The sequence below is a fragment of the Lentzea fradiae genome (assembly GCF_900100955.1).
Taxonomy (GTDB): domain Bacteria; phylum Actinomycetota; class Actinomycetes; order Mycobacteriales; family Pseudonocardiaceae; genus Lentzea; species Lentzea fradiae.
In genome coordinates this window covers 287217-307916 of record NZ_FNCC01000004.1, presented here as the reverse complement: position 1 = coordinate 307916, position 20700 = coordinate 287217, and the positions used below count along the sequence as shown (strand labels likewise).

Sequence of the window (20700 nt, the reverse complement as noted above, 5' to 3'; positions counted from 1 at the left end):
TAGCCGTGTGCGGTGAGGGGAACCGGCCGTTTCCGGCTCGGTTAGGTGGAATGGCGTAACGGGCTCCGCGCGCCCTCCGATACCCCGCCGACTTCGACGAGGAGACATGGTGCGCGGTTTCGGCGTGTTGCTGCTGGTGACAGGTGTGATCGGCGGACTGGTGTCCAGGTTCAGCCTGGAACCGTTGTCAGTCCTGGACTTCATCCCCCTGCCGTTGATCCTGCTGGGCGGCTTCCTGTACTTCCGCGGCGGTCAGCACGCGGCCCGCGCGCTGTCCCGGCAGCCGTACGACGGCGGGGACTCCGTCCTCTACCTGCGGGCGTTCAGCACCGACCCGACAGCGCTCGGGAGGACGTTCCGCAGCATCTTCTGGGTAGGGCTCGCGACCATGAGCACCGACGTGGAATGCCTGGCGCGGGCGCTGAGCCCGTTCGGCCGGCTGCACGTGATCGGACGTCCGGAGGAAGGACTTCCGCGTCCCGGCGGGAAGACCGTCTACACGGGCGACGACGCCTGGAAGCAGGTCGTCCAGGAGATGATGCTGACGGCCAAGCTCGTGGTCATCCGCCCGGCCGCCAACCCCGGCGTGCTGTGGGAGCTGACCAGGGCGCGTGAGATCGTCCCCGCCGACCGGCTGCTCGTCGAGGTGCGCGGGCTCTCCGCCCGCGAGTACCGCGAGGCGGCGGAGTCGATGGCGCGCTGCGGCTACGAGCTGCCGGCGAAGCGGCCCCGGCGCGGCGGGTTCTTCCGGTTCTCACCGGACTGGAAACCGGAGTTCCTGCCGCTGTCCGGTCCCGTCACGCGCCGGGGCGTGGTGAACGTCTACCGGAAGATGACGGTCTTCACCCTCCGTCCGGTGTTCGCCCACCACGGCGTCCCGTGGACGCGACCCGGGCTCTCCGCCGGGTTCGTCGCCTACCTCGTGTTCCTGGGGCTCCTCGGCGCGTTCGTGCTCACCGCGGCCATCGCGGGCGCGATCCTGGGCTAGAAGCCCAGCTCTCGCGCGATCAGCATCTTCTGCACCTCGGACGTGCCCTCGCCGATCTCCAGGATCTTGGCGTCGCGGTAGAAGCGGCCGACCGGGTACTCGTTCATGAAGCCGTAGCCGCCGAAGATCTGCGTGGCGTCGCGAGCGTTGTCCATCGCCGCCTCGGACGACACGAGCTTCGCGATGGCCGCCTGCTTCTTGAACGGCTCGCCGCGCAGCATCCGCGACGCCGCCTCGTAGTAGGCGAGCCTGGCGGTGTGGACGCGGGCTTCCATCTCGGCGATCTTGAACTGGATCGCCTGGTACGTCCCGATCTTCGCGCCGAACGTCTCGCGCTCGTGCGCGTAGCGGACCGACTCGTCGACACAGCCCTGGGCCAGGCCGACCGACAGCGCGGCGATGGCGACGCGGCCCTCGTCCAGCGTGCGCAGGAACTGCGCGAAGCCGCGGCCGCGGGTGCCCAGCAGGTTCTCGGCGGGCACGCGGCAGTCCTGGAAGGACAGTTCGCGCGTGTCCGACGCGCACCAGCCGACCTTGGAGTACTTCTTCGACACCGTGAAGCCCGGCGTGCCGGACGGGACGATGATCGACGAGATCTCCTTGCGGCCGTCCGGGAGCGTGCCCGTCACGGCGGCGACCGTCACCAGACCGGTGATGTCCGTGCCGGAGTTCGTGATGAACGCCTTGGTGCCGTTGATGACCCACTCGTCACCGTCGAGGCGCGCGGTGGTCGCGAGGGCGCCCGCGTCGGAGCCCGAACCCGGTTCGGTCAGGCCGAACGCGCCGAGCATCCGCCCGGACGTCAGCTCCGGCAGCCACTTCGCCTTCTGCTCGTCGGTGCCGTAGCGGTAGATCGGCATGGCACCCAGCGAGGTGGCGGCCTCGACGGTGATCGAGACCGACGAGTCGACGCGCGCGAGCTCCTCCAGCGTGAGGCACAGGGCGAAGTAGTCGCCGCCCATGCCGCCGTGCTCCTCGGGGAACGGCAGGCCGAGCAGGCCCATCTGCCCCATCTTCGCGACGATCGGGTACGGGAACTCGCCGCGCTCGTAGTAGTCGCCGATGACCGGGGCGACCTCGTCGCGGGCGAACTCCTCGACGGTCTTGCGCAGGTCCTCGTACTCGCTCGGGAGCCTGAAGTCCAACATCGGTGTCACTCCTCGTGAGAGACGACGAGAGCCAGCACCTGGTCGAGTGCGACCTGCTGGCCTGCCTGAACGTTCACTTCGGCGAGCACGCCGTCGACCGGTGCGGTCACGGTGTGCTCCATCTTCATGGCCTCGACCACGAACAACGCTTGACCGGCGGTCACCTCCTCGCCCTGCCGGGCGCGGACCACCAGCACGGTGCCGGGCATCGGCGACTTGACCGGGCCACCGGAGGCGGCGGCACCACCGCCGGCGGCGCCCACCAGGAACTCCGCCTCGACCAACGCCCACGAGGCCCCGTCGTGGCCCAGCCACAGCACGTCGCCGTCGCGCGCGGTCGCGTACCGGCGTGAGCCGACGAGCAGGTCGGACCCTTCCCGGCGGGCCCGCGCCCGCACCGGTTCGCCGCCTCCCACAACGACTTCGTCGCCGCGCACGCGCACGTCGACGTCGTTGATCCGCCACGTTGTCCACGCGTGCTCGCCGACCCGCCAGCCGTCCAGCCTGTCCCAGGGGTCGTCGCCGCGCGGTTCCAGCGACCGCTCGAGCCCGGCCGCCACGTACACGTCGTCCGGCACCTCGGCCGACGTGAGCGAGTCGAGCTTCCGTTCGACCAGACCGGTGTCGAGCGCGCCGGAACGCACGTCCTCATCGCGCAGCAACGCGCGCAGGAACGGGATGTTCGTCGTGACGCCGAGCAGCACCATCTGGCCGAGCGCGTGGTCGAGGCGCCGCAACGCCTCCTCGCGGGTGCGGCCGTGAGCGATCACCTTGGCCAGCATCGGGTCGTAGTCCGATCCGACGACAAGTCCTTCGTACAGCCCGGAATCCACCCGCACGGACGTCGGTTCGCGCAGCGCCAGCACCCGGCCACCGGTCGGCAGGAAGCCCCGCGCGGGGTCCTCGGCGTAGACGCGGGCCTCGACCGAGTGCCCGGACAGCTCGACGGTCAGGTCCAGCACCTCACCGGCGGCCACCCGGAGCTGCCACTCGACGAGGTCGACGCCCGTGACCATCTCGGTCACGGGGTGCTCGACCTGCAACCGGGTGTTCATCTCCATGAAGAAGTAGTCGCCGGAAGCACCGTCCACAATGAACTCGACCGTGCCCGCGCCGACGTAGCCGACCGACTTGGCGGCGTCGACCGCGGCCGAGCCCATCGCCTCACGCACCTCGGGCGTGAGGAACGGCGACGGCGCCTCCTCGATGATCTTCTGGTGCCGCCGCTGGAGGCTGCACTCTCGTTCGCCGAGGTGGATCACGTTGCCGTGCGCGTCGGCGAGCACCTGGATCTCGATGTGCCGCGGGTTCGTGATGAACCGCTCGATCAGCAGCGTGTCGTCACCGAACGACCCGCGCGCCTCACGCCGTGCCGACTCGATCGCCTCGCGCAGCGCGCTTTCCTCGTGCACGAGCCGCATGCCTTTGCCGCCACCACCGGCGGAAGGCTTGAGCAGCACCGGAAAACCGATCTCCAGCGCGGCGTCCACGATCTCGTCGTCGGACATGCCCTCACGGGTGCGGCCGGGGACGACCGGAACGCCGGCCGCCGACACCGTCAGCTTCGCGCGGATCTTGTCGCCCATCGCGTCGATCGCGGACGCGGGCGGCCCGACGAACACGATCCCCGCCTCGGCGCAGGCCGCCGCGAACGCCGTGTTCTCGGCCAGGAAGCCGTAGCCGGGGTGGATCGCCTGCGCCCCCGCCGACACGGCCGCCGCGACGATCTTCTCGACGGACAGGTAGCTCTCACGGGCCGCCGCCGGCCCGATCCGCACGGCCTCGTCGGCCATCCGGACGTGCAACGCGTCGGCGTCCGCATCGGAGTACACGGCGACGGAACGAATCCCGAGCGACCGCAGCGCGCGGATCACCCTGACCGCGATCTCCCCGCGGTTCGCCACCAGAACGCTGTCGAACATGATCACATCCGGAAGACGCCGTAGGAAACATCGTCGATGGGGGCGTTCGCCGCGGTGGACAACGCGAGCCCGAGCACCGTGCGGGTGTCCCGCGGGTCGATCACGCCGTCGTCCCACAGCCGCGCGGTCGAGTAGTACGGGTTGCCCTGGTCCTCGTACTGCTGGCGGATCGGCGCCTTGAACGCCTCCTCGTCCTCCGCGGACCACTCGTCACCGAGCTGGTCGCGGCGCACGGTCGCGAGCACCGACGCGGCCTGTTCCCCGCCCATCACGGAGATCCGCGCGTTGGGCCACATCCACAGGAACCGCGGCGAGTACGCCCGGCCGCACATCGAGTAGTTGCCCGCGCCGAACGAGCCGCCGATGATCACCGTGAACTTCGGGACGCGCGCGCACGCCACCGCCGTCACCATCTTGGCGCCGTGCTTGGCGATGCCGCCCGCCTCGTACTCGCGGCCGACCATGAAGCCGGTGATGTTCTGCAGGAACACCAGCGGGATGGACCGCTTGTCGCACAGCTGGATGAAGTGCGCGCCCTTGACCGCGGACTCGCCGAACAGGATGCCGTTGTTCGCGACGATCCCGACCGGGTGCCCGTGGATGCGCGCGAAGCCGGTGACGAGCGTCTGCCCGTACTCCTTCTTGAACTCCTGGAACTTCGAGCCGTCGACGACCCGCGCGATGACCTCGCGCACGTCGTAGGGCGTCCGGGAGTCCGTCGGCACGACACCGTAAAGATCATCGGGGTTCACGACCGGCGCCTCGACCGGCGCGACGTCCCACGGCCGCGGCACGCGCGGGCCGAGCGTCGAGATGATCGAGCGGACCATCTTCAACGCGTGCGCGTCGTTCTCCGCCAGGTGGTCGGTGACGCCGGACGTGCGCGAGTGCAGGTCGCCGCCGCCCAGGTCCTCCGCCGAGACGACCTCCCCGGTCGCGGCCTTCACCAGCGGCGGGCCGCCCAGGAAGATCGTGCCCTGGTTGCGGACGATGACCGCCTCGTCGCTCATGGCGGGCACGTACGCGCCACCCGCGGTGCAGGAGCCCAGGACCGCGGCGACCTGCGGGATGCCCTTGGCCGACATCGTGGCCTGGTTGTAGAAGATCCGGCCGAAGTGCTCGCGGTCCGGGAACACGTCGTCCTGCTTGGGCAGGAACGCGCCGCCGCTGTCGACCAGGTAGATGCACGGCAAGTTGTTCTGCAGCGCCACTTCCTGCGCGCGCAGGTGCTTCTTGACCGTGATGGGGTAGTAGGTGCCGCCCTTGACCGTGGCGTCGTTCGCGACGATCACGCACTCCCGGCCGGACACCCGCCCGACGCCGGTGATGATGCCCGCGGCGGGCGCGTCGTCGCCGTACATGCCGTTGGCGGCCAGCGGCGACAGTTCGAGGAACGGCGAACCGGGGTCGACCAGCGTGTCCACGCGCTCGCGCGGCAGCAGCTTGCCGCGGTCGACGTGACGCTGTCGCGCCTTCTCGGGTCCGCCGAGTGCGGCGGTGGCGAGCTTGCCGCGCAGCTCGTCGACGAGCGCGGCGTGCTCCTTGGCGTAGCGGTCCGACGGCTCGGCTGCGCTGCGCAGGACAGGTGCGTCCATGCTCCCCAGACCTCAGGTTAGCGGGCGTTAACGTCTTGATGTTAACGCCCGCTCACCTGAAGGTCCACCAGCTCCGGTGGAGAGCGGCCCGAACGCAGGTCACCCTACCTTTCAGGCACTCCCACGTTCCGGAATGACTCAGCCCAGCACGCCCCGCAGCGCGGGCAGGTACCCGCTGCTGTGACCGGCGCGGTTCGGGTGGTACGACTCGTCGACCGGCCAGCTCAGACTGTTCAGCCACCAGCTCGACGAGCAGATCTCGTGCCCGGTGAACACGCCGCGCACGTCGACGTAGGTGAAGCCGGCGGCAGCCGCCCGCGCACTGATGGTGGCGTGCAGCGCGTCGCTGCCGGAGTTGATCGCGGCCCGCTTCGTGTCGCTCAGCCCGACGGCGCACGAGCCGGGCACCTTGTAGATGCGCGGGTAGCCGAGCACGACCACCCGAGCCGACGGCGACTTGGCCTTGATCGTGCCGTAGACGTTGTTGAGCAGGCCGGGAAGCGTGTTCGCGGCGTAGTTCTTGGCCGTGTTCACCCGGTTGACGCAGTCCTGCTCGGACCCGAGCGTGCAGGTGGTGATGACGTCGGTGAACCCGGCGTCGTTGCCGCCGACCTGCACCGTGACCAGGTTGGTGGACGACGTCAGGTTGTTGTTCGCCTGCGAGATGACGTCACTGGTCCGAGCACCCGAGCAGGCGGCGGACTTGAAGCTCGCGGGAGCTGTCGCCGCCGCGTACAGGGCCGGGTAGGCGAGCGGACCGCGCTTGCAGCTGCTGTTGTCGTAACTGCCGGTGCCGAGACCCGAGGCGTACGAGTCGCCGAGAGCCACGTAGTTGACGGCTGCCGCGCTGGCGGGGTTGGCGAGCGCGATGACGGCCGCGGCGGCAGCGACCACCGAGCCGAGGAAATGAGCAGGACGCATCGAAGACTCCCGAGGGGGCCGCAGGGGTGATGCAGTGCGAGCACATCGTTGCCCAGCAGTAAGACCTGTGTGAAGTATTGGTCAAGAGTCAACGATCCGCGGCCGCACCCCGGGGAATTCCTCCCATCGGTGGACGACGATCGACCTCCCGCACCTCGAGCGCCCGCCGCTTTCCACCCCCCGGCCCCATGTGAACGGCTGCTAACCTCCTCCCGTGGCCGAGAAACCCTCACGCCGGGACCAGATCCTCAACGCCGCGGCCGAGCTCTTCGCCCGGCACGGCTTCCACGGGGTGGGCATCGACGACATCGGCGCGGCCGTGGGCATCTCCGGCCCGGCCCTGTACCGCCACTTCCGCAGCAAGGACGCGATGCTCGGCGAGATGCTGACGTCGATCTCCGAGCGCCTCCTGGACGGCGGCCAGCGCAGGGTGGACGCGGCCGCCTCCCCCGACGAGGCGCTGCGCGAACTGGTCGGCTGGCACGTCGACTTCGCCTTGGACGACCCGGCCCTGATCACGGTCCAGGCCCGCAACCTGGCCAACCTCACCGACCCGGACCGCCGCCGGGTGCGAGCCCTCCAACGCCGCTACGTGGAGGTCTGGGTGGACACCATCCGCCGGACCGTCACGGACTTCGACGAGCCCACCGCGCGAGCGGCAGCACACGCGGTGTTCGGCCTGATCAACTCCACCCCGCACAGCGCCCACCTCGACCGCGACCAGATGGCGGCGCTGCTGACCCGCATGGCGCTCGCCTCGCTGGCACCAGCCGCAGTGCCTTCCTGACCGGCCGGGAAGCCGTCGAGGCGCGGACGATCGGACGCCTGACCGAGAACGGCGGCCGGCTTCCCGCTCTGTTCGGCACCACCTCTCCCCCGCAGGCGAAACAAGCGAATCGAGGCGTTCGGAGCACGTTCGAGTCTGTTCCGAACACGCTCGAACGCATTCGAACGTCGATTTTTTCCGCAATGCTTCCGAGTTGCTGCTACGTTCGAAATCGCCAATTCTCGGCAAGTTCACCAGGGGGAGAACTGTGACGAAATCGCTGCTCCGCAAATCAGCGGTGTTCACTGCGAGTCTTGTCGCGATGACGGCTGTGGCGGGCACGGGCGCCACCGCGTCAGCGAAGCCTGACGGCGAGGTGGGGGTGCTGGCGCGGGCGTGCACGACCTTCTACATGGGCAGTGGGGAGGTGTACTTCTGCAAGACCTGGAACTGGGACGGCAACGACTACGACGGCAGCTGGGGCCCCGAAGGCCCCTCCGACCTGCCGGGCGGCACCTACCTCCAGCGGCGTGAGGACGGACGCAAGATCGATCCCTCGGCGTGGTCCGGCCGGTACTACGACCGGGACGAGGTCCTGTTCCGGGTGTGCAACGACCTGTTGGGCGGTTGCACGAGCTGGTGGTGATCCGCGACGTGGTGGCGCACCGTCCGGTGCGCCACCACGAGCGGCGAACACGAATCGCGACCGAACGGAAATCGACGTCGCGGGCGAGAGAGGAAGGCCGCCCGGCTGACCGCGGAAAACGATCGCCCGCGACCAGGAAGTCACATTGGGGGAAAACGATGAGATCGACTTTGCTCCGCAGGACGGCGGCGGTGATGGCCGGCTTCGTGGTGGCGACCGGCCTGACGGGTGTAGGTGCTCCCGTCTCTGCTGACACCGGCGGAGTCACCAGCCAGGCGGCCGTCCCGGTAGCCGCCGCCTGTGAGGACGGCACCAAGCAGGTCCAGCTCCTCTACGTGCGCTCGCCCGCAGGCGCCGACCGCTACGCCGAGATGGCGCCCAAGATCGAGACCATGTCCGCCGAGATCAACTCCGCCGTCCAGCGCTCGGCGTTGCGGACGGGAGGCTCGCGGAAGATCCGCTACGTCGGCAACACCGACTGCTCGCCCAGGATCGACAACGTCGTCCTGTCGTCCACCACGAACATCATGGACTACGACTCCGTGCGGAAGGACCTCTCGTCGCGCGGGTACAACAGCGCCGACCGCAAGTACCTGATCTTCTTGCAGACGACCGCCTTCTGCGGCCTGGCGTCCGGCGGAACCCTCACGGCCGGTCCGTCGTGGTCCATGGTCGGCGCGGGCTGCTGGGAGTGGAACGCCGCCGGACACGAACTGCTGCACGCGCTGGGCGCGGTGAGCCCGAACGCGCCGCACGGCACTCCCGGTGGTCACTGCTGGGACGACGCCGACATCATGTGCTACGACGATGACGACAAGCCCGGCACGTACCCGCTGCAAGAGCTGTGTCCCAAGTCGAGCGAGCAGGACCTCGTCGACTGCAACAACGACGACTACTTCAACACCGATCCCCCGGCCGGCACCTGGCTGGCGAACAACCCGAACGCGAACGTCGCCAGGAGTCCGTTCCTGTCCTCCAGTGCGATGGCACCGGTGTACACGGGGAGCAAGACCATCACCACCGCCAGGGCCGGGGCGACCGCCTACGTGACCAAGTACCAGCTGCCCACCGGCGAGTGGACGGCGAAGGCGAAGATCGTGACGAACACGAGCAGCCCGTTCTTCTCGGCCGTGCTCGCGGTGCGCACTCCGAACGGCGTCCGGTACGTGCCACCATCCGGCGTGCAGCGCGGTTCGGCCGCCCACATCACCGTGGAGCACAACGACTCGATCGAGTTCAAGCTCTGCGAGGGCAACGCCGCGGCGAAGTCCGGCTGCACCGCCACCTGGTGGTAGCCGGGAGCCGCCCGCCGGGGAACCGGTGGGCGGCTCCCCGGTGGGCGGGACGTGTTCCGAACGCTGCTCGGACAGGGCCGAACAGACCTGAACGGCGCAGTGCCGGTCTCCTGATCAGCGGTCGCACGGCCGGCCGCCGATCCACCATCCTGAGCTGATGGATCATGGAGGCGGAGGCTCGGCCGGGCCGCCGGTGGACGCACCGCGGCCCCAGGCCCGCACCCCTTCGGAGTTCACGGCGGAGCTGCGGGCCCTGCGGACGTGGTCCGGGCTGACCTATCGGCAGATCGAGGGAAAGGCGTCAGCGCACGCGACCAGGTTCCCCGCCAGCACGATCGCGACCACCCTCGGCCGGGCCACGCTGCCGAAGGAGTGGTTCGTCGAGGTGTTCACCCGCGCGTGCGGGCTCGGCGACGAGGAGGTGCGCCAGTGGCTCGACGTCCGCCGCCGCATCGCGACCGAGAACCCCGTGCAGACCGGCGACCAGGACGGCGACGATCGAGACGAGGCCGCCGACGAGGGTCTCCCGCCGCGCTCCCCGCGCTGGCGCCGGGCGGCGAGCCTGCTCGCCGCGACGGGCATCGGCGTCGCGGGCACCTTGGGTGTCACCAGCGTGGTCGGCACGTCCGCGCCTCCGCCGCCGCCGTCGGCGCAGCCGGTGACGGGTCTGGCCGTCCGGGCCGTCGGCAGCTGGGCTCGCATCCACCCCGGCAGGACACCTGAGCTGTGCCTGACCGAGGGCAGGGACCGGACCGGGCGTTACGCCACCGCGGTCGCGGCCCAACAGGTCTGCGCGGACGCCGTCCTGCCGCGGGTGTTCGTCGAGCCGCTGGGCGACGACGTGGTGCAGATCCAGTGGCACCACCCCGAGTACGGCATCGGCTGCCTCACCGTCCTGCTCGACGGACCGGGCCGTGACCTGCTCGAACCTCGCGACGACTGCGCCGGCGACAACACCGCCCAGCAGTTCAGGGTCGAGCCGCACGGTCCTTCGGCGGCGGGACGTTTCCGGATCCGTCCCGTGGTCACCGACCAGTGCCTGAGTCTGCGTGACCAGGACACCGAGGCCGGTGCCGAAGTGGTGCAAGGGCGCTGTTCCGGAGCAGCCGACCAGGAGTTCTCGATCGAGCTGGTGTCGCCTCCGTGACGCGAGCCGCCGCCGTGGCAGACCGTGTCACGGCATCCGCCGATCGACTGATGGCACGCCCCTGACCTGGCGAACTGGCGGCCGCCCGAGACCCTTCCGTAACCTCCCCGACCAATGGGCGCGCGCAAACTCCTCCTCCGGCTCCCCGCCTGGTTCAGGTTCACGGTGATCACGCTCGCCGTGTTCGTCTGCGGGGTGGTCGCCTCCCGCCCGGCCACGGGCGACACGGGCACACCTCCCAGCCCGGACGTGATCGCGGCAGCCAACGCGGTGGAGGCGTTCGCCGCGCCCTCGGCCACCCACGACCCGTACGTGAACCTCCCCCCTGACTTCGCCGAGGAGATGGGCCGAGACCCGAAGACGGTCACGGCCCCGGACGGCACCCTGCGGGTGGTGGACCTCTCCGGCGGCTGCTCCGGCCCGGCCGGTGACACGGAGTGGGACTTCAGCACGGCCTGCCGGGCCCACGACCTGGGCTACGACCTGCTGCGCTACGCCGACCACAAGGGCGAACCGCTCGGACCGGCGGCCCGCAAGGCGCTGGACGACCGCCTGACGACCGACCTGCACGCGCAGTGCCGGACCAACCCGCGGGGTGCCGAGCAGAGCTGTCACGCGGTGGCCGCGACCTACGCGATGGGGCTGAAGTTCAACTCGTGGCGCCAGCGCTGGGGGCCGCCCGGTCACGAGCCGGTCGTCGCCTGGGCGTTCGGCAGCGCGGTCGTGGTGTTCCTCCTGCTGGCCCGCCTACACGGCCGCAAGCGCGGCGAGCTTCCGGCGGCGACCGCCCCCGTCGAGCAGGACCGGTACGCGACGTTCCTGCGGCTGTTCAGCCTCGCCCTGCTGGTCCTGGGTGAGACGGTGGCGACGCTCGCGCACCTCAAGGACGTCGGCACGCCGTGGCTGTGGGCGCTGCAAGCGGTGCCGTTGTTCTTCTTCGCGGGCGGGCACGCGAACCTGCGCAGCTGGCAGGCTCACCAGGGCGGTTTCGGGTGCTGGGTGTCGAGCCGGACGTCGTGGCTGATGCGGCCGGTGCTCGCGTTCGTGCTGCTGTGGGTGGTGCTGTTCGCGGGGCTGAACCTGCTCGACGTCAAGGTCGAGGCGTACAGCCGGTTGATCACGCACCCGCTGTGGTTCCTCGCCCTCTACCTGCTCGCGGTGGCCGCCACGCCCGCCGCCGCGTGGCTGCACCGCAACTTCCGCCGCACCACGCCGTTCGTGCTGATGCTGCTGACGCTGATGGTCGAGGTCGCGCGCACGTCGACGGACTGGAAGACCGGCGGGTACGCGAACCTGGTGGTCGGGGCGCTGCTGATGCAGCAGCTCGGGTTCTTCTACGCGGACGGCACGGTGCGGCAGGTGTCGCGGCGGGTGCTGGCGGCGCTGGGCGCGATCACGGTGCCGGCGCTGGTGTTCTTCAGCGACTACCCGCGCTCAATGATGGTGCTCGGCGTCGCCCAGGTCTGCCTCGCTCTGCTGGCGCGGGAGCGGGTGACGGCGTGGCTGAGCGGCCGGTCGTGGCACGTCGTCGACTTCGCCCGGCGGGCGCCGATGACGGTGTACCTGGCGTACCTCGCGGGCGTGGGCGCGCTGGTCGGGGTGCTCGGGCTCACCGACGCGCCGTTCTGGCTGGTGCTCGCCCTCGTGCCGCTCACCCTCGTCTTCCACCGGTTCGAACGGCGGCTGGTCCGGTTCCCGCTGCTCGCGCACGAGTCGCACCGGACCCGGCTCGCGACGGCGGCGGGCGTGGCGTTCGGCGTGCTCGGCGTGCTCGGGTTCGTGGTGAGCGGGTTCCTCGGCGACGGCGTGCTGGTGCTGCTGCCGGTCGACCCGCTGCAGAACGTCATCCACCTCCTGCTCGGCTGGTACCTGGTGCACACGGCACGCACCGGCAGCTGCGACACGCGGTTGCCGTGGCTGCTCACGGCGCTGGCGTGCGTGCCTCCGATGCTGGCGCTGAACCCGGCTCCGGCGGTGGTGGCGCTGCACGCCGTGGCGATCGGGCTCGCAGTGCTCGCAGCCATCCCCAGGTCACTGCCGCGCACACCGGCAGCCACAGCACCCGCTGCCACACCCAGCCCGGATGGTCTGGTGGCTGCTGGAGTCCCGGCAGTGGTCCCCACGCGCTGAGCGCCAGCGTCACGGTGACCAGCGCGCTCTGGTGCGACAGGAAGATCCCCAGTGCGCGCTTGTTCAGCCACACCACGGGTTTCGCCGTCCCGGCCCTGGTCAGCACGGGCGCGATCGTGAGCACCAGGCCGATCTGCGCGAACGCCAGCGCGAGCGTCGCGTAGTTGGGCGGGTTGAGGTTCGACACCGCTTCTCCCGGGATGCCGACCGCAGACACCGGGTAGCCGCCGAACGTCGTCAGCACCGCGTACCCGGCCGCACCGGCCAGCAGCAGCGGCGGACCGGGCACCTTCCTGCGCGCCAGCGAGTAGCCGAGCTGCCAGACCGCCCACCACACCGCGTACGGCAGCACCGGCACCAGCAGGACCGGGACGAGCACACCCCACGAGTGCTCGTCCAGCCCGCGCACCAGCGGTGTCAGCGCGAGCAGCACCAGGTACACGCCGAAGAACCACAGCGGCGACACGACGAGGAACCCGATGGCGGACGCCGTTCCCTGGTCGACACCGCGCAGGACCAGTCCGAAAAGGACGATCGCCCATGCCCCGAGCACCAACGACGTCGGCACTACCAGTTGCTTCAGCCGGACGAAGAACGGAGTCGCCGAGTGCGCCGCGGCGAACCCACCGGCGAAGAAGAACAGCCCGAGCGTCTGCAACACCCACGAAACCGGTGCCAGTGCGGCGAAATGCCGCAACGGGCTGTCGATGTACATGCCAGTGGGCGTGTCGACCAACGCCGTCACGAGCCAATGTCCGAGCACGACGGTGACGACGGCGACGGCCCGCACTGCGTCGATGAACGGGTTCCTCACGGCTTCTCCCCCGAAGCGATGCGGACGAGCGCGGCCAGCGTCGCGGTGCCCGGCTCGTAGTAGGTGTCGTGCTTGCCGCCCTCGAAGCGCAGCACGGTGGCGCCGAAGCCGGGGGACGCGGGATCGGTGCCGTGGCCGAGGTCGAACAGCCGCAGGCTGGGCACGAACCGCATCCAGTCGCCGCTCGTCCTGATCGCCACGACCTCCGCCGGTGTGCGCAGGTCCGCGACGGAGTCCGCCCGCACGCCGGGGCTCCCGGTGAACACGATGGTGTCGACGTCCAACTCGGGCGCGGCCAGCGACACGACCACCGAGCCGTAGCTGTGGCCGAAGACGTGGACGCGGGCGCGGGTGTCCAGGGCCCGCACGAAGTCCGCCAGCGCGACGGCACCCTGACGGGCCAGCCCGCCCGTGACGGCGTCGACGCCGAGGCCCTGCGGCGTCCGGTACCCGAGCCAGGCGATCACCGCGAGGTCGTCGCGGTGGGCCTGCTCGTACAGGTTCACCGCCATCCGACCGACGGTGCGGCCGAACCTGTCGGCGTCCACGTCGGACCCCGGCACGACCACGACGACGTCCCGCGCGGTCGCGAGGTCGCCGACGACCGCGACCCGGCGGGCGGCGTCACCACGCCACTGCGCGATGGACGGCGTGACCGCGGGAACGGCGATCAGCAGGAGGAACAGGACGGCTCGGCGCATGAGCCGAAGCTAGGAAGACGACGAACCCCGGCGCGTCCCGCCGCGGAGCCATCTCCGCGCCGCTACCCCGGTACGACGAGCCCGCTCTCGTACGCCGCGATCACGGCCTGGGCCCGGTCGCGCAGACCGAGCTTGGTGAGCACGCGGCTCACGTGCGTCTTGACGGTCTGCTCGGCCAGCACGAGGTGCGCGGCGATCTCCTGGTTCGACATGCCCTGCGCGACCAGCGAGAGGATCTCCGTCTCGCGTTCGGTCAGCACGCCGAGCCGGGCGGGCCGGACCTTCTCGCCGCGGCGCGCCCGCACGAAGTCCTCGATCAGCCTCTTGGTGATCGACGGCGCCAGCAACGCCTCCCCCGCCGCCACGACGCGCACGGCGTGCACCAGCTCGCGGGCGGGCGCGTGCTTGAGCAGGAACCCGCTCGCGCCGGCCTGCAACGCCTCGTAGACGTAGTCGTCGAGGTCGAACGTGGTCAGCACGAGGACCTTGACGTCGCCGGAGCCGTCCAGCAGCAGCCGGGTGGCGGTGAGCCCGTCCATCTCCGGCATGCGGATGTCCATCAGCACGACGTCCGGTCTGACCGTACGCGCCAACGCGACGCCCTGCACCCCGTTGCCCGCCGACCCGACCACCTCGATGTCGTCCTGCGCGGCGAGCAGCGCCGAGAACCCCTCGCGCACCATCTCCTGGTCGTCCACCACGACCACCCTGATCACTTGTCCCCCAACGGAATTCTCGCTCTCACCAGGAACCCGCCGTCCTCGGTCGACTTCACGGTCAGCGTGCCGCCGTGCACCGCGACGCGTTCCCGCATCCCCACCAGACCCTGCCCGCTGCCACCGCCCCGCGACGGCCCACCCGCCGTGTTGACCACCAGGACGTCGAGCGCGTCGCCCTCGCGGTGCACGTGGACGGACGCCTTGGAGCCGGGCGCGTGCCTGGTGGCGTTCGTGAGCGCCTCCTGCACGACCCGGTAGGCGGTCAGCCCGACCGCCTCCGGCACGTCGTCCACGCCCACCTCGGCCTCGTCGCCGGGCCGCACCAGCTCCGGGATGCGGCTGATGCCCGGCTGCGGCTGCCGTTCCGCCTCCTGGCCGTTCGTCCTGAGCACGCCGAGGAGCCGTTGCATGTCGGTGATGGCCTCCCTGGCCGCCTCACCCAGCTCGGCGAACTCCTTCTCCGCGTCCTCGTTCAGTCCTTTGAGGCGGTACGGCGCCGTTTCACACCGCACGGCGACCATCGACATGTGGTGGGCCACGACGTCGTGCATCTCGCGCGCGATGCGGGCGCGTTCCTCCAAAGCGGCCTTGGCGTCGCGTTCTTCCTCCAGCTCGCGTTCCGCCCGGCCTCGGGCGCCGAACAGGAAGACCGCGGCGGCCACTATCGGGACGAAGAAGGCCAGGTCCGCGTTCTGCGGTTCGGACCACACGATCAGCGCCGCGCTGACCAGCGTCGCGGCGACGACGACCGATCGCGAGTAGAACGCGGCGACCGCGACGAAGAGCGGTGTCACCGTCCAGTACTGGCAGGCGGCGGCGCTTTCTCCCGCGAACAGCAGGCTGACCGGGTGGAAGGCCGCGGCGGCGAACCGCCAGGCGTACAGCGGCGACCAGAACAACAGCACGTACGGGACGACCGTCGACACGAAGACGAGGACCCACCAGCCGTCCGAGTCGTCCTGGCGCACGTAGTTCGCGCTGGCCACGATCCCCCACACGACCGCGTAGACGACCAGTGCGGCGAAGACGGGCAGCCACAGCCGGCCGAGCGCCTGGGGGAGAACCCGCGTGCGATCGGGACCGAGGACAGTCCGGTACAACGTGCGGAACACCACCCGATGCTAGGTGGGATCGCGGATTCGCACATTGACCTGCGGAGTGACCTACCCCGGTAGCACTCTGATCAAGATGGGGCATTGCGGTCTGCTCACACCGCGCGGTAGGCAGTACCTGTGAGACCACCACAGGACCCTGATCGCTGGTCACGGCTGACGGCCGTGGCCGGTGAGGCGCTGGCCGCGGCCAGGGCCGGTGAGGACGCTGTGGCGGTGGACCTCGTGACCGGCTACCTCAGCGGGTCGCCCGAGGGCAACGAGGAGATCCGCGAGCTGGTCCTGCTGCTGTTCGCCGAGTGCAGCAGCATGGTCGGCGCGCTCGGCTCCGGTGGTGCCACGCCGGTCAAGATGCAGGTCTTCGACGAGGAGGGCAACGAGGTCCAGATCGACGACGCGGACCCGCCCGTGCGCACGGCGATCCGCGCGTTGCTGGCGGAGGTGCACGGCGACCAGGACGCGGCCTCGGAGCAGATCGAGATCGCCCTGGCCAACGGGGCACCGCAGGAGCTCGCGACCGTGGTCCTGCAAGCCCTGCGGTGGACCCTCAAGCTGGCCGTCGAGTGCGAGACGCGCGACCTGCCCGTCGCGTCGTGGATCACCGCGTCACTGGACGACCAACCCTGACGTGCAGCAGTGCGTCCACACCGGCCATGAGGTGCCGGTCGAGCGGGAAGTAGCCCATCTCGGGGCTGGTGTCCGCGCGCGGCTCACCGACCGGCATCTCGTTCGTGATGCCCCAGGTCGTGAACCTGCCCTGCAGCTGCCCCTCCGGGGTGGCCCTGTCCGGTTCGCCCAGCCCGAACGAGTCGTTGCGGCCGAGCGTGCCCGCGACGACCGTGTAGCGGTCGCCGAGGACCGGCGCCACGAGCGCACCGGCCGAGAACCACTCGACCCGTTCGCCGCCCATCTCCATCGAGCTCGTCGTGCGTTGCAGGTGGGCGTTGTGCGCGAACACGAACGTCGGTCCGCGTGACGCCTCGGCGCGCCGGATCTCCAGCAGGTTGCGGGCCATCACGCCGTCGCGGATCTGGCACAACCGGGTGATGCGCACGCCCAGCGGGTTCGGCTCCGCGCACTCCCGGTGGTAGCGCAGCAGCTCCAGACCGGCCGTGAGGTGCAGCTCCGCGCGGTGCCACGCCTCGTCGAGCGTCCTGCGCCCGTGCAACCGCCTGAGCATGCCCACGCCGATCTCGCGCAGCCGCAGTGCCTCCTCGGACAGCCCCGGCGACTTCGTGAGGTCCAGGACGGCCTCGTCGCGGCTCCACATCTCGTCGTCCGTCGACAGGTCCACGTCCTCGCCGAGGTGGTCGCGGGCGTGTTCGAGGTACGGGCGCGGGCTGGGCGCGCTGGTGGTCTCGGTCTGGAAGTCGAAGCCGTGGAACGCGAGCCGTTCCTCCGCCGGCCTGCCGCTGTTGTGCTCGCGCATCCACTCGACCAGCTCGCGGTTGGCGGGCCACTGCCCGAACGAGTGGGAGAAACCCTCCTCCATCACGGTGTCGAGGTCGCCGGGCCCGCCCTGGACGTAGTCGTCGACCAGCAGTGCCCTGATCCGGCACGTCTCCAGCGCGATCGACCGGTAGCCGTGGGCGGCGAGCTGCTCGAACAGCTCGTTGCGGACCCAGGTGTGGGCGTGCTCGCGGTGCGTCGGCTCCCCGAACGCCAGCAGCTCGGTGAAGGGGGTGGTGAACTCACGGATGTCCTGGCTCATGTGGTTCAACCGTAACATTGAAACGCCCGTTGAAACTTGACCGTGAAATGCCCTGCTACCTGCGGCTAAAGTCTCAACCGTGCGTCCATCCGACCTCGCCGCGGAACACGGCCTCTCGGCCCAGGCGGTGCGCAACTACGAGCAGTCCGGGTTCCTGCCGCCCGCGGCGCGCACCCCGTCGGGGTACCGCGTCTACACCGAGGTCCACGCCGCCGCGTTGCGCGCGTTCCTGGCGCTGGTCCCGGCGTTCGGGCACGCGCGGGCGGGGCAGGTCATGAACGCGGTGCACGCCGGTGATCTCGACGAGGTGCTGCTGACCATCGACCGCGGCCACGAGCAGCTGCTGCGCGACCGGGAGACCCTGGCGTCCGTCAGCAGGGCCGTGGAGGACCTGACCGGCTTCGAGCCGACCTTGGAACCGCGCTCGATCGGCGAGCTGGCACGGCGCCTCGACGTCACCCCGGCGACGTTGCGCGCGTGGGAGGGAGCCGGAATCCTGCGGCCCGCCAGGGAAAGCACCGGCTACCGCGTCTTCACGGCGGAGGACGTGCGCGACGCCGAACTGGCGCACCTGCTGCGCCGCGGCGGCTATCCGTTGGCGCGCATCGCCTTGGTGGTCGAGCAGGTCCGCACGGCGGGCGGCACCGGCACGCTGGCCGCCGCGCTGGCGGACTGGCGCCGCCGCCTCACCGCGCGGGGCCTCGCGATGCTCACCGCCTCCGCGCGGCTCAACGACTACCTGAGTGCGCGGGCACCAGCTCCCTGACGAGCGCGCCCACCTGGTCGCTCTCGATCAGGAACGCGTCGTGCCCGTACGGCGACTCGATCACCCGCACATCGTCCGCTCCCGGAATGCCCGCCGCGAGCTCTCGCTGCTGCCCCAACGGGTACAGCCGGTCCGAGTCGACACCGGCGACGATCGTCCGCGCCCGCACCCGGCGCAGTGCCGCACGGACACCGCCGCGTCCGTGCCCGACGTCGTGGGCGTTCATCGCCTCGGTCAGCACCACGTAGCTCTCCGGGTCGAACCTGGCGGCGAGCTTCGCCGCGTGGTGGTCCAAATAGGACTCCACCTCGAAGCGCCCGTCCGCCTGGACCTTCCTGCCGAACCGCTCCTGCAGCTCCTGCTCGCTGCGGTAGCTGATGTGCGCGATGCGGCGCGCGACCCCGAGCCCTCCCACGGGGTCGAGCCGGATCGCGTGCACCTGCGCCGACGCGAGCGCGATCTGCTCGGCCGACGCGGCGGCCGACGTCGCGAGCAGCAGCAGCGACTCCACCCGGTCGGGTTCGGCGACCGCCCACTCCACGGCCCGCATCCCGCCCATCGAGCCGCCGAGCACCGCGGCCCACCGCTCGACGCCCAGCGCGTCGGCGAGCAGCACCTCGGCCGCGACCTGGTCGCGGATGGTGAGCGCGGGGAAGTCCGGGTGCTGCCACGGCCCGGTGCTGCCCTGGCAGCCGCCCAGCACGTTCGGCGCCACCACGAAGAACCCGTCGAGGGGCCGGCCGGGCCCGATCAGCGAGTCCCACCAGCCCGGCGTCGGGTGGCCCGGCTCCACACCCCCGGCGACGTGGCTGTCACCGGTGAGGGCGTGGAGCACGAGCACCGCGTTGGAGGCCCCCGCGTTGAGGGTCCCCCACGTCTCGTACGCGAGCTGGAAGCCGGGCAGCCCCGCGAACGGCGCGGTGTGGGTGAACCACTCGCGCCGTCCCTCGGGGTCGCCGAACCGCCAGCCTGCCACTACAGCTCCGACTTGGCCGCGGTGAAGCCCGCCTCCAGGTCGGCCTTGAGGTCCTCGAGCCCCTCCAGCCCGACCGACAGCCGCACCAGGCCGGGCGCGACGCCCGCGACGAGCTGCTCCTCCGGCGTGAGCTGGCTGTGCGTGGTCGACGCCGGGTGCACGATCAGCGACCGCACGTCGCCGATGTTGACCAGCTGGCTGAACAGGCTCGTCCCGTCGACGAACGCCCGCCCGGCGGTCACACCGCCGCGCAGCTCGAAGCTCACGATCGCGCCCGCGCCCTTGGGCAGGTACTTCTGCGCGTTGGCGTGGAACGGCGACGACGGCAGGCCCGCGTAGTGGACCTTCTCGACCTCGTCCCGCCCCTCCAGCCACTCGGCGAGCGCCTGCGCGTTCTGCACGTGCCGCTCGATCCGCAGCGACAGCGTCTCGATGCCCTGGATGACCAGGAAGCTGGTCAGCGGCGCGATGGCGGCACCGGTGTCCCGCAGGCCCTGCACCCGCAGCTTGGCCGCGAACGCCCCGTGCCCGAGCACCGGCCAGTACTGGAGCCCGTTGTAGCTGGGGTCGGGCTCGTGGAAGCCGGGGAACTTCTCCGCGCCGTACTCGAACTTGCCGCCGTCCACGACGACACCGGCGATGGCCGTCCCGTGCCCGCCGAGGTACTTCGTGGCCGAGTGCACGACGATGTCCGCGCCGTACTCCAGCGGCCGCAGCAGGTACGGCGTCGGCACCGTGTTGTCGACGATCAGCGGGATGTCGTTGGAGTGCGCGACACCGGAGACACCCTCCACGTCGAGCACGTGGCTGCGCGGGTTCGCGAGCGACTCGCCGAAGAACAGCTTGGTGTTCGGCCGCACCGCCGCCTGCCACGCGTCGAGGTCGTCCGGGTCCTCCACGAACGACACCTCGATGCCGAGCTTCGGCAGCGTGTAGCGGAACAGGTTGTACGTGCCGCCGTAGAGCGAGGCGCTCGACACCAGGTGGTCACCGGACTGCGCGAGGTTCAGGATCGCCGCCGTCACCGCCGCCGAACCGGACGCGAACGCGACGGCGGCCACACCACCCTCGAGTGCGGCGACCCGCTGCTCCAGCACGTCCTGCGTCGGGTTGTTGATGCGCGTGTAGATGTTGCCGGGCTCGGCGAGCGAGAACAGGTCGGCACCGTGCTGCGTGTCGCGGAACACGTACGACGTGGTCTGGTAGATCGGCGTGGCACGAGCACCGGTGGCGGGGTCGGGCGCGGCGCCCGCGTGGATCTGAGCAGTCTCGAAGGACCAGGACATGGCTGTGCTCCAGGTTCAGTGCGGTGAGGGTGGGCTCGAATCAACGGGAGCGACGAC

Annotated in this window: 18 protein-coding genes and 1 pseudogene; 8 read left to right on the top strand and 11 right to left on the bottom strand. The window is 70.6% G+C overall.

Annotated elements, in window-relative coordinates; genetic code table 11:
• Positions 1 to 106: 106 nt before the first annotated feature.
• Positions 107 to 988 (top strand): hypothetical protein, encoded by an 882-nt coding sequence (locus BLT23_RS11240; protein ID WP_090048234.1) that lies wholly within the window; start codon positions 107 to 109, stop codon positions 986 to 988.
• Here the strand turns inward: BLT23_RS11240 and BLT23_RS11235 are convergent.
• The 4 genes from BLT23_RS11235 to BLT23_RS11220 all read right to left on the bottom strand — a co-directional run bounded on the left by BLT23_RS11235 (position 985) and on the right by BLT23_RS11220 (position 6574).
• The gene (locus BLT23_RS11235; protein WP_090048232.1) at positions 985 to 2136 is read right to left on the bottom strand and encodes an acyl-CoA dehydrogenase family protein; all 1152 of its coding nucleotides are present in this window, start codon (positions 2134 to 2136) and stop codon (positions 985 to 987) included. The two genes, BLT23_RS11240 and BLT23_RS11235, sit on opposite strands and share 4 nt — an antisense overlap.
• A gap of 5 nt (positions 2137 to 2141) precedes the next feature.
• Complete coding sequence (locus tag BLT23_RS11230; protein ID WP_090048587.1) at positions 2142 to 4058, bottom strand: acetyl/propionyl/methylcrotonyl-CoA carboxylase subunit alpha; 1917 nt, start codon at positions 4056 to 4058, stop codon at positions 2142 to 2144.
• 2 nt (positions 4059 to 4060) lie between these two features.
• Entirely contained in the window at positions 4061 to 5653 is a 1593-nt protein-coding gene (locus tag BLT23_RS11225) for a carboxyl transferase domain-containing protein (protein WP_090048230.1), read from the bottom strand.
• Positions 5654 to 5791: 138 nt separating this feature from the next.
• Entirely contained in the window at positions 5792 to 6574 is a 783-nt protein-coding gene (locus tag BLT23_RS11220; protein ID WP_090048228.1) for an SGNH/GDSL hydrolase family protein, read from the bottom strand.
• Positions 6575 to 6788: 214 nt separating this feature from the next.
• Here BLT23_RS11220 and BLT23_RS11215 point away from each other — a divergent pair, with 214 nt between their 5' ends.
• The 5 genes and pseudogenes from BLT23_RS11215 to BLT23_RS42255 form a co-directional block, all read left to right on the top strand.
• Positions 6789 to 7361: an SACE_7040 family transcriptional regulator gene (locus BLT23_RS11215; protein WP_090048226.1), complete on the top strand. Its 573-nt coding sequence runs from the start codon at positions 6789 to 6791 to the stop codon at positions 7359 to 7361.
• Between the two features lie 301 nt (positions 7362 to 7662).
• Positions 7663 to 7986, top strand: a complete 324-nt coding sequence (locus BLT23_RS11210; protein ID WP_090048224.1) for a hypothetical protein — start codon at positions 7663 to 7665, stop codon at positions 7984 to 7986.
• Positions 7987 to 8144: 158 nt separating this feature from the next.
• Entirely contained in the window at positions 8145 to 9281 is a 1137-nt protein-coding gene (locus BLT23_RS11205; RefSeq protein WP_143035896.1) for a hypothetical protein, read from the top strand.
• Between the two features lie 157 nt (positions 9282 to 9438).
• Positions 9439 to 10428, top strand: coding sequence for an XRE family transcriptional regulator (locus BLT23_RS11200; RefSeq protein ID WP_090048221.1), 990 nt, complete (start codon positions 9439 to 9441; stop codon positions 10426 to 10428).
• Positions 10429 to 10542: 114 nt separating this feature from the next.
• A pseudogene (locus BLT23_RS42255) lies at positions 10543 to 11010 on the top strand (phospholipase A2 family protein); the annotation flags it as partial.
• A gap of 1339 nt (positions 11011 to 12349) precedes the next feature.
• On the opposite strand, the gene BLT23_RS42170 reads toward BLT23_RS42255, so the two are convergent.
• From BLT23_RS42170 to BLT23_RS11180, 4 genes are all read right to left on the bottom strand, one after another.
• On the bottom strand, positions 12350 to 13372 hold the full coding sequence (locus tag BLT23_RS42170) for an acyltransferase family protein (protein ID WP_425434369.1): 1023 nt from the start codon (positions 13370 to 13372) through the stop codon (positions 12350 to 12352).
• The gene (locus BLT23_RS11190; protein WP_090048219.1) at positions 13369 to 14073 is read right to left on the bottom strand and encodes an alpha/beta hydrolase; all 705 of its coding nucleotides are present in this window, start codon (positions 14071 to 14073) and stop codon (positions 13369 to 13371) included. Before BLT23_RS11190 ends, BLT23_RS42170 begins: the two co-directional genes overlap by 4 nt.
• Positions 14074 to 14135: 62 nt before the next feature.
• Entirely contained in the window at positions 14136 to 14789 is a 654-nt protein-coding gene (locus tag BLT23_RS11185) for a response regulator (RefSeq protein ID WP_090048218.1), read from the bottom strand.
• Positions 14786 to 15904: a sensor histidine kinase gene (locus BLT23_RS11180; RefSeq protein ID WP_090048585.1), complete on the bottom strand. Its 1119-nt coding sequence runs from the start codon at positions 15902 to 15904 to the stop codon at positions 14786 to 14788. Before BLT23_RS11180 ends, BLT23_RS11185 begins: the two co-directional genes overlap by 4 nt.
• A 120-nt stretch (positions 15905 to 16024) precedes the next feature.
• Between BLT23_RS11180 and BLT23_RS11175 the strand changes: the two genes are divergently transcribed.
• Positions 16025 to 16531: a hypothetical protein gene (locus tag BLT23_RS11175; protein WP_090048217.1), complete on the top strand. Its 507-nt coding sequence runs from the start codon at positions 16025 to 16027 to the stop codon at positions 16529 to 16531.
• Here the strand turns inward: BLT23_RS11175 and BLT23_RS11170 are convergent.
• On the bottom strand, positions 16503 to 17615 hold the full coding sequence (locus BLT23_RS11170; RefSeq protein WP_090048216.1) for an erythromycin esterase family protein: 1113 nt from the start codon (positions 17613 to 17615) through the stop codon (positions 16503 to 16505). The two genes, BLT23_RS11175 and BLT23_RS11170, sit on opposite strands and share 29 nt — an antisense overlap.
• Positions 17616 to 17694: 79 nt before the next feature.
• Here BLT23_RS11170 and BLT23_RS11165 point away from each other — a divergent pair, with 79 nt between their 5' ends.
• A complete protein-coding gene (locus BLT23_RS11165) occupies positions 17695 to 18381 on the top strand; it encodes a TioE family transcriptional regulator (protein WP_090048215.1) in 687 nt (228 codons plus the stop codon).
• On the opposite strand, the gene metX is transcribed toward BLT23_RS11165, so the two are convergent.
• Entirely contained in the window at positions 18344 to 19357 is a 1014-nt protein-coding gene (metX, locus tag BLT23_RS11160; RefSeq protein ID WP_090048214.1) for a homoserine O-acetyltransferase MetX, read from the bottom strand. The genes BLT23_RS11165 and metX overlap by 38 nt on opposite strands.
• On the bottom strand, positions 19357 to 20643 hold the full coding sequence (locus BLT23_RS11155) for a bifunctional o-acetylhomoserine/o-acetylserine sulfhydrylase (RefSeq protein WP_090048213.1): 1287 nt from the start codon (positions 20641 to 20643) through the stop codon (positions 19357 to 19359). The genes metX and BLT23_RS11155 overlap by 1 nt, the downstream gene beginning before the upstream one ends.
• Positions 20644 to 20700 lie beyond the last annotated feature (57 nt).

Bases quoted from the DNA above. Each gene is read 5' to 3' on its own strand.
- BLT23_RS11225 (WP_090048230.1), bottom strand. From the start codon at position 5,653: ATGGACGCACCTGTCCTGCGCAGCGCAGCCGAGCCGTCGGACCGCTAC.
- BLT23_RS11210 (WP_090048224.1), top strand. From the start codon at position 7,663: ATGACGGCTGTGGCGGGCACGGGCGCCACCGCGTCAGCGAAGCCTGAC.
- BLT23_RS11170 (WP_090048216.1), bottom strand. From the start codon at position 17,615: ATGAGCCAGGACATCCGTGAGTTCACCACCCCCTTCACCGAGCTGCTG.
- BLT23_RS11240 (WP_090048234.1), top strand. From the start codon at position 107: ATGGTGCGCGGTTTCGGCGTGTTGCTGCTGGTGACAGGTGTGATCGGC.
- BLT23_RS11230 (WP_090048587.1), bottom strand. From the start codon at position 4,058: ATGTTCGACAGCGTTCTGGTGGCGAACCGCGGGGAGATCGCGGTCAGG.
- BLT23_RS11220 (WP_090048228.1), bottom strand. From the start codon at position 6,574: ATGCGTCCTGCTCATTTCCTCGGCTCGGTGGTCGCTGCCGCCGCGGCC.
- BLT23_RS11235 (WP_090048232.1), bottom strand. From the start codon at position 2,136: ATGTTGGACTTCAGGCTCCCGAGCGAGTACGAGGACCTGCGCAAGACC.
- BLT23_RS11200 (WP_090048221.1), top strand. From the start codon at position 9,439: ATGGATCATGGAGGCGGAGGCTCGGCCGGGCCGCCGGTGGACGCACCG.
- BLT23_RS11190 (WP_090048219.1), bottom strand. From the start codon at position 14,073: ATGCGCCGAGCCGTCCTGTTCCTCCTGCTGATCGCCGTTCCCGCGGTC.
- BLT23_RS11205 (WP_143035896.1), top strand. From the start codon at position 8,145: ATGAGATCGACTTTGCTCCGCAGGACGGCGGCGGTGATGGCCGGCTTC.
- BLT23_RS11155 (WP_090048213.1), bottom strand. From the start codon at position 20,643: ATGTCCTGGTCCTTCGAGACTGCTCAGATCCACGCGGGCGCCGCGCCC.